This is a genomic window from Actinoplanes sp. ATCC 53533 (genome assembly GCF_003947245.1).
Genome location: NZ_QHHV01000279.1, coordinates 1 through 5,001 on the forward strand (window position 1 = coordinate 1; position 5,001 = coordinate 5,001).

Consider the following 5,001-nt stretch of genomic DNA (forward strand, 5'->3'; position numbering starts at 1 on the left):
CGGCGATCATGGCGGGGGCGGCGGGTTATGTGTTGAAGCAGATCCGGGGGACGGATCTGGTTGATGCGGTGCGGCGGGTGGCTGCGGGGCAGTCGTTGCTGGATCCGGCGGTGACTCAGCGGGTGTTGGAGCGGATTCGTAACGGGGTGGAGCAGCCGCGGGAGTTGGCGTCGTTGACGGATCAGGAGCGGCGGATTCTGGAGTTTGTGGCGGAGGGTCTGACGAATCGGGAGATCGCCGGGCGGATGTTCTTGGCGGAGAAGACGGTGAAGAACTACGTGTCGAGTTTGCTGGCGAAGTTGGGGTTGGAGCGGCGCACGCAGGCCGCGGTGCTGGCCACCAAACTGCTCGGCGAGCACCCACACTGAGCGGTCAGCAGACGACGATTCCCCGGTCCCGGAATTGGCCGCGGACGCGGTCCAGCAGGTCGGGACCGGGCGGCTCGGTGTCGGCGAGGGGAAAGTCGAGGCCGAGCGCGGCGTACTTGGCCGCGCCGAGCCGGTGGAACGGCAGCACCTCGACCCGCTCCACGGTGGACACACCCGCGACGATGTCGGCGACCGCGGCCACGTTCGCCGCGGAGTCCGTCAGACCGGGCACCAGCACGAACCGGACCCAGATCGGTATGCCGCGCGCGGCGAGCCGGTGGGCGAAGCGGATGGTCGGCGTCAGCCGGCCGGTGCGGGTCACCCGGCGGTAGGTGTCCGGATCACCGGATTTGATGTCCAGCAGCACCAGGTCGACCTCGTCCAGCAGGGCGTCGTCGGCCCGGTCGCCGAGGAAGCCACTGGTGTCCAGAGCGGTGTGCAGACCCATCGCTTTGCAGCGCGCCAGCACCTCGCGGACGAAGCCCGGTTGCTGCAGGGGTTCGCCGCCGCTGAGCGTGACACCGCCGCCGGCGACCTTGATGAACCGCTCGTACCGGCGGATCTCCGTGACGAGTTCGTCGACGGTGGTCGGCCGGCCGTTGCGCTGGTACCAGGTGTCGGGGCTGTGGCAGTACTGGCAGCGCAGCGGGCAGCCGGCGAGGAAGGCGACGAAGCGGGTGCCGGGCCCGTCCACTCCGACGGAGATGTCGAAGGAGTGGACGGAGCCGGTCACGGTCGCGGCCATGACGGTCATAGCGAGCCGTGGAAGGTGCGGGAGATGACGTCGTGCTGCTGCTCGCGGGTCAGCCGGACGAAGTTGACCGCGTAGCCGGAGACCCGGATGGTCAGTTGCGGGTACTTCTCCGGGTGGGCCATCGCGTCCTCCAGCGTCGTGCGGTCGAGCACGTTGACGTTGAGGTGGAAGCCGCCGGCGTCGGTGTAGCCGTCGAGCACCCCGGCGAGGTTGGCGATCCGTTCGTCGCGGCTGTGCCCGAGGCCGTCCGGGGTGACGGTGCTGGTCAGGGAGATGCCGTCGCGGGCGCACCGGTACGGCAGCTTGGCGACCGACAGCGCGGCGGCGACCAGGCCGTGGCGATCGCGGCCGTTCATCGGGTTGGCGCCCGGCGCGAACGGTTCGCCGGCCCGCCGGCCGTCCGGGGTATTGCCGGTGTGCTTGCCGTAGACCACGTTCGACGTGATGGTCAGCACGGACAGGCTCGGCTCGGCGCCACGGTAGGCCGGCTGCCGGCCGATCTTGGCCATGAATCGCTCGACCAGGTCGACGGCGATCGCGTCGGCGCGGTCGTCGTTGTTGCCGAAGGTCGGGAAGTCACCGTCGATGGCGTAGTCGACAGCCAGGCCGGTCGTGTCACGCAGCGCCTTGACCTGGGCGTACTTGATCGCCGACAGGCTGTCGGCGGCCACGGACAGCCCGGCTATGCCGGTGGCCAGGAAGCGATGCACAGGATAGTCGTGCAGGGCCATTTCGAGGCGCTCGTAGGCGTACTTGTCGTGCATGTAGTGGATGACGTTGAGCGCGTCCACGTACGTCTCGGCCAGCCAGTCCAGGGTCCGATCGAAGGCGGCGAGCACCTCGTCGTATTCCAGCACATCACCCGCGACCGGCGGGGTGGCCGGTGCGATCTGCTCGCCGCTGATCTCGTCGCGGCCACCGTTGATCGCGTACAGCAGGGTCTTGGCCAGGTTGGCCCGCGCGCCGAAGAACTGCATGTCCTTGCCGACACGCATGGCCGACACGCAGCAGGCGATGGCGGTGTCGTCGCTGTAGCCGGCCCGGACGAGGTCGTCGTTCTCGTACTGGATGGAGCTGGTGTCGATCGACACCTGGGCGCAGAACCGCTTGAAGCCCTCGGGCAGCGCCGGCGACCACAGCACGGTCAGGTTCGGCTCGGGCGCGGGGCCGAGGTTGTAGAGGGTCTGCAGGTAGCGGAAGCTGCTGCGGGTCACCAGCGGGCGCCCGTCCGCGCCCCGGCCGCCGATCGCCTCGGTCACCCAGGTCGGGTCGCCCGAGAACAACTGGTCGTACTCGGGTGTGCGGAGGAACCGGATGATCCGCAGCTTGATCACGAAGTCGTCGATCAGTTCCTGCGCACCGGACTCGGTGAGCGTGCCCTCGTCGAGGTCGCGCTGCAGGTAGGCGTCCACGAACGTCGAGGTGCGGCCCAGTGACATGGCCGCGCCGTTCTGCTCCTTGGTGGCGGCCAGGTAGGCGAAGTACAGCCACTGGATCGCCTCGCGGCCGGTCGTCGCGGGACCGGAGATGTCGGAGCCGTACCCGGCGGCCATGGTCTTCAGCTCGCCGAGGGCGCGGATCTGCTCGGCCAGTTCCTCACGGTCGCGGATGACCTCCTCGGACGACAGCCGCCCGTCGAGCGTGGCCTTGCGCTCACGCCGTTCGGCGATCAGCCGGTCGACGCCGTACAGGGCGACGCGGCGATAGTCGCCGATGATCCGGCCGCGGCCGTACGCGTCGGGCAGCCCGGTGATGATGTGCGAGCGCCGGGCGGCCAGCACGTCGGCGGGGTACGCGTCGAAGACTCCGTCGTTGTGCGTCTTGCGGTACCGGGAGTAGATGGCGTGCACAGCCGGGTCCAGCGCGTACCCGTAGGCCTTGAGCCCGGCCTCGACCATCCGCAGGCCGCCGGCGGGCATGATGGCCCGGCGCAGCGGCGCGCTGGTCTGCAATCCGACGATCAGCTCGTGCGAACGGTCGATGTAGCCCGGCACGTGCGCCGTGATGGTCGACGGGGTATGCGTGTCGACGTCGTAGATCCCGCGCTTGCGCTCCTCGACGAACATGCGCTGCAGTTCCCGCCAGAGCCGCTCGGTGCGGGGCGTCGGCCCGGCCAGAAAACCCGCGTCACCGGTGTACGGCGTGACGTTGTCGTGAATGAACCCGGCGACGTCGATCGTGTCGCGCCACCCGTTGCCGGTGAACCCGCGCCAGGCACTGCTGCGCTCCTGCACCATGACCCCTCCTCATGTCTCTTCTCTAGCCTTGCCGGAAATCGCCCGACCTGTTAGGGCCGGAGGTCCCGGGAGGCTGGGCCTCCCGGGACCTCCGGGTGCGGGCGCGACGTGTCGTCGACCCCGGGTGAAGCTCTCACGGCAGCAGCACCAGGCGGGCTGGGACGCGGCTAGCCAGGACGTCGTCGATGGAAGTGTTGATGTCGGCGAGGCGGCGGGCCTCGTAGCAGACGCGGGTGCGCCCGGCGGAGTGCAGGCGGAACACCTCGGCGAGGTCGGCGCGGGTGCCGACGATGGAGCCGATGACCCGGATTCCCTTGAGGACGGTCTGGAAGATGGGCAGCGCCATGGCGTTGTCCTTGGGCAGCGAGACCAGGATGAGCCGGCCGCCGCGGCGCAGCGAGGCGTGGGCTTGTTCGAGGACTGTCGGGTGGGCCGCGAGGACCACGGCGACATCGGCGCCGCCGAGGGCTTCGATGGCGGCGACGGGGTCGGTGGTGGCCGCGTTGACCGTGTGGGCGGCGCCGAGTTGCTTGGCGAGGGCGAGTTTCTCCTCGGTGACATCGACGGCGATGGTCTCGCCGCCGAAGATCTGGGCGTATTGCAGGGCGAGGTGGCCGAGTCCGCCGATGCCGAAGATCGCTACCCGGTCGCCGGGGGTGACTCCGCCGACCTTGACCGCCTTGTACGTGGTGACGCCGGCGCAGGTCAGCGGGGCGGCTTCGGCGGGGTCGATGCCGGCGGGAACGGCCACGACGTAGCGGGCGTCGGCGACGGCGTATTCGGCGTGTCCGCCGTCGATGGCGTAGCCGGTGTTGAGTTGTGCCTCGCAGAGGGTTTCCCAGCCGGTGACGCAGTATTCGCAGGTTCCGCAGGCGTGGCCGAGCCAGGGGATGGCGACGCGGTCGCCGACGGTGGGGGTGGTGACGCCGGGGCCGACCTTGGTGATGATGCCGACGCCTTCGTGGCCGGGGATGAACGGTGGTGTGGGTTTGACCGGCCAGTCGCCGCGGGCGGCGTGGATGTCGGTGTGGCACAGGCCGCTGGCCTCGATGCGGACGAGCACCTGCCCGTCGGCCGGTTCCGGCGTCGGAACCTCCTTGACTTCCAGTGGTGCGTCGAAACTGGTGACAACTGCCGCGCGCATCGCAGCCCTCCCTCTCTCGTTCTCTGCTGTCAGCCTCGCGCTGGAACTGATCTAGCAGCAGAGGAGGGAGGCCCGGTCGTCCCGGGACTTTCGGCCCGGCCGGGCCGACCCGGTCAGCGCTCGACCACCAGCCGGTGTGCCCGAAGCATCCGCGCCCACCACGGGCGTGGGGCAGCGGAGAACAGCGCCGGCCGGGTGGTCCGCTTGAGGCTGATCCAGCCACCTGGGCCCATCGTCACCGCGCCGATCGCCGGGCGGCGGCAGGTGACGACGACGGTGGCGATCGTCGCGGCCGCTGCCGCCGCCAATGCGGCGGCAGCGAGCCGGCTGACGTCGACCACCGGACGGAAGACGGCCGTGTCGCTCCCGACGATCCAGGCGCCCACCGGACGGTCGCCGTGCCGCACCGGCAGCACCGCGACATGTCCGGAACGGGTTGACGGGGGAATCTCGGCGTCCAGCGTCGTGGTCATGATGACTCCTATCGGCTGTCGGAGG

Annotated in this window: 5 protein-coding genes; 1 reads left to right on the forward strand and 4 read right to left on the reverse strand. The window is 69.8% G+C overall.

Annotated features, from left to right (window positions below):
* Positions 1 to 368 (forward strand): response regulator transcription factor (locus tag DMB66_RS53245; protein WP_148112876.1); only part of this gene is annotated, 368 nt, incomplete at its 5' end.
* Positions 369 to 372: 4 nt separating this feature from the next.
* On the opposite strand, the gene pflA is transcribed toward DMB66_RS53245, so the two are convergent.
* The 4 genes from pflA to DMB66_RS53265 all read right to left on the reverse strand — a co-directional run.
* Positions 373 to 1,113 carry a pyruvate formate-lyase-activating protein gene (gene pflA, locus DMB66_RS53250; RefSeq protein ID WP_233625486.1) on the reverse strand — a complete coding sequence of 247 codons (741 nt, stop codon included), beginning with the start codon at positions 1,111 to 1,113 and terminating at the stop codon, positions 373 to 375.
* A 5-nt stretch (positions 1,114 to 1,118) separates the two neighbouring features.
* Positions 1,119 to 3,359: a formate C-acetyltransferase gene (pflB, locus tag DMB66_RS53255; protein ID WP_125811699.1), complete on the reverse strand. Its 2,241-nt coding sequence runs from the start codon at positions 3,357 to 3,359 to the stop codon at positions 1,119 to 1,121.
* Between the two features lie 133 nt (positions 3,360 to 3,492).
* Positions 3,493 to 4,503, reverse strand: coding sequence for a zinc-dependent alcohol dehydrogenase (locus DMB66_RS53260; RefSeq protein WP_125811700.1), 1,011 nt, complete (start codon positions 4,501 to 4,503; stop codon positions 3,493 to 3,495).
* Positions 4,504 to 4,616: 113 nt separating this feature from the next.
* Positions 4,617 to 5,001, reverse strand: a 385-nt coding sequence (locus DMB66_RS53265; RefSeq protein ID WP_233625487.1) for a hypothetical protein, incomplete at its 5' end; no start/stop codon positions are given.

Coding starts and splice junctions, on each gene's coding strand:
- pflA (WP_233625486.1), bottom strand. CDS start 1,113: ATGGCCGCGACCGTGACCGGCTCCGTCCACTCCTTCGACATCTCCGTC.
- pflB (WP_125811699.1), bottom strand. CDS start 3,359: ATGGTGCAGGAGCGCAGCAGTGCCTGGCGCGGGTTCACCGGCAACGGG.
- DMB66_RS53260 (WP_125811700.1), bottom strand. CDS start 4,503: ATGCGCGCGGCAGTTGTCACCAGTTTCGACGCACCACTGGAAGTCAAG.